Genomic DNA, 2570 nt, shown 5'->3' with positions numbered 1-2570 from the left:
CGATTAATTGTTCGTTGATTTCAGCTGATAATTCGCTACGCTCTGGTTGACGAACGAATGTACCTTCTAGTTTATCAGCGTCAAAGTTTAGATATTCAGGAACAAAGTTGTTGAATTCTAAAGCTTCTTCGATGATGTTTAATTTTTGTGATTTTTCACGTACAGCAACTGTTTCACCTGGTGAAAGTTGGTAAGACGGGATGTCTAATACTTTACCGTTAACAGTGATGTGTCCGTGGTTTACTAATTGACGTGCTTGACGTTGTGTTTTAGCTAAACCTAAACGTAATACTACGTTGTCTAAACGTGAAGCAAGTAAGATCATGAAGTTTTCACCGTGAATTCCAGGCATTTTACCTGCACGATCGAATAATGTACGGAATTGACGTTCGTTAATTCCATGCATGTAACGAAGCTTTTGCTTCTCTTTTAATTGTAAACCGTATTCTGAGAGTTTAACTCTTTGGTTTGGTCCATGTTGCCCTGGAGCGTATGGACGCTTTTCTAATTCTTTACCTGTGCCTGATAATGAAATACCTAGGCGACGTGACTTTTTCCAAGTCGATCCTGTATAACGAGCCATTATTGACTCCTCCTTAATGATATATTTATATGCAAATAACATCATAAGGGGTAATTACTTCTATGGGTATGTGATTCAAAGTGTCTTCGCCTCATAGCATTGGTTACACAACACATCGCAACCGCTAATCACATAAGGTCATAGAATAAATACCTGCTACTTATATTGTTCATTTACACAATTTATTATATTACTTGAATCTCTACGTTTTGTCAACTGTTTATCGATTATAAATACTTTTTAATAATTTCTACGACTTTGATTAAACCAACGCGGTCTTCTTCATCGAATCGTTCATAAATCGGTGCGTCTATATCTAACACACCGATTCCTTTTCCGTCTTTGTAGATCGGTAAGACAATTTCTGATTTACTACGTGCGTCACACGCGATATGGCCTGGGAATTCTTCGACGTTATCAACGATAAATACGTCGTTACCTCTATAAGCAGTTCCACAAACGCCTTTACCAACTTCAATAGTCGTACATGCGGGCTTTCCTTGGAACGGACCAAGGACGAGTTTTTCTAGTTCTTCATCGTATAAATAAAACCCGACCCAGTTAATATCTTTTAGAAAGTGGTTGAGTAGTGCAGAAGCATTTGCCAAATTAGCAGTAATATTTAAGTTTTCCTCAAGTAATGCATCGAGTGCTCCGTGTAGTTCTGAATAGTTTTTAAGCTGAATATCATCAAACATTGTATGTCCTCCTAAAGTAACTGTTACATTTTTAAAAATTATACTGTTTATTGTTTTTTCTTTCAAAGATTTAGTCTATAATTGATAATAAGTTGAGGAGGGTAATTGTATGTGGGTTTACATTTTAATTGGACTGATTATCCTTGTTATTATAGTAATCGGATTACTGCTGTTTTTAAGAAAATCAAAACTTGAAGAAGTACAGAAAGAAGAAGCACGATTACAAGATGTAATTCAATTACCATTTCATTTAGATTTAGAAAAATTAAAAACATACAATCTACATGGAGAGGCAAAAGAATTATACGAACACTTGGATGAGAGATGGAAAGATGCGTTATCCAACAATAAGACGCATGCAGAAAGCAATTTTAAAGCTGCAAATGAAAATTTAAAGAAATTTAAATTTAGTGATAGTAAAAAGAACGAAGATAATGCTGTTCAACATATCGGAAATATCGAAACTACATATGATGCGTTAACAGTTGAAATTAACGACTTCATGAAACAAAATGATGAGAGTAAAGAGTTATATGAAGAGTCTGTGACGCTTCAAAGAGAAGCAAACCGTGACGTTTTAGCAGATGGCCATAAATTTGGTGACTCGAGAAAACCATTAGAATCGTTAATCAACTCATATGAACCAGAACTAGAGAAGTACAACACACAGATCGATGAGGGGAATTACAATAACGCACACGATCATATCGTAGAAATTCACGAAGAACTTACGAATTTAAAAGAGAGTATGGAGAAAATCCCTGCGCTCATTAAAGAAGTTCAAAAAGACTTACCAACACAATTTCAAGAAGTCCGTTATGGTTGTAGAGAGTTAAGATTAGACGGATATGATTTAGAGCATATCAAAGTCGATACGACGCTATCACGCTTACGTACAGAATTAAATTTAATCGAGCCTAAAATTGCAAAACTAGAATTAGAAGAAGCAGAAGAAGATTTAGAACGTATTCACAGCGAACTCGATGATATGTATGACTTAATTGAACACGAAGTCGAAGCGAAAATTAAGTTCGATGATTTACGTGACAAAGTAAGTGATATGCTGTTTAAAGCGAAAGACACAAACATGTCATTACGTACTGAAATTAACTTTATTAAAGATGCGTACTATATTAATGATAGAGAAATCCAAACGATTCATAAATATGAATACGAAATTGAAGATCTCGTTACAATGTATGCAGATATTGAGTCTGAAGTTAATAAAAATACGACACGCTATAGTCAGATTATCGATAACTTAGAGCACATCGATCATACGATTGAAG

At 34.9% G+C, this 2570-nt stretch carries 3 protein-coding genes; 1 reads left to right on the top strand and 2 read right to left on the bottom strand.

Going from position 1 to position 2570, the window contains the following annotated elements:
• A partial coding sequence (gene rpsD, locus TJ68_RS03400; RefSeq protein ID WP_040928745.1) for a 30S ribosomal protein S4 occupies positions 1 to 583 on the bottom strand: 583 nt, incomplete at its 3' end.
• 227 nt (positions 584 to 810) lie between these two features.
• On the bottom strand, positions 811 to 1281 hold the full coding sequence (locus TJ68_RS03395) for a GAF domain-containing protein (protein WP_040928743.1): 471 nt from the start codon (positions 1279 to 1281) through the stop codon (positions 811 to 813).
• Between the two features lie 109 nt (positions 1282 to 1390).
• Here TJ68_RS03395 and TJ68_RS03390 point away from each other — a divergent pair.
• Positions 1391 to 2570: septation ring formation regulator EzrA (locus TJ68_RS03390; RefSeq protein ID WP_040928742.1), on the top strand; the 1180-nt coding region annotated here is incomplete at its 3' end.

It is taken from the genome of Nosocomiicoccus massiliensis (genome assembly GCF_000438455.1).
GTDB lineage: Bacteria > Bacillota > Bacilli > Staphylococcales > Salinicoccaceae > Nosocomiicoccus > Nosocomiicoccus massiliensis.
The sequence above is the reverse complement of the archived record's forward strand: the minus strand, read 5'-3'. Positions and strand labels throughout refer to the sequence as shown.

Coding starts and splice junctions, on each gene's coding strand:
- TJ68_RS03395 (WP_040928743.1), bottom strand. CDS start 1,281: ATGTTTGATGATATTCAGCTTAAAAACTATTCAGAACTACACGGAGCA.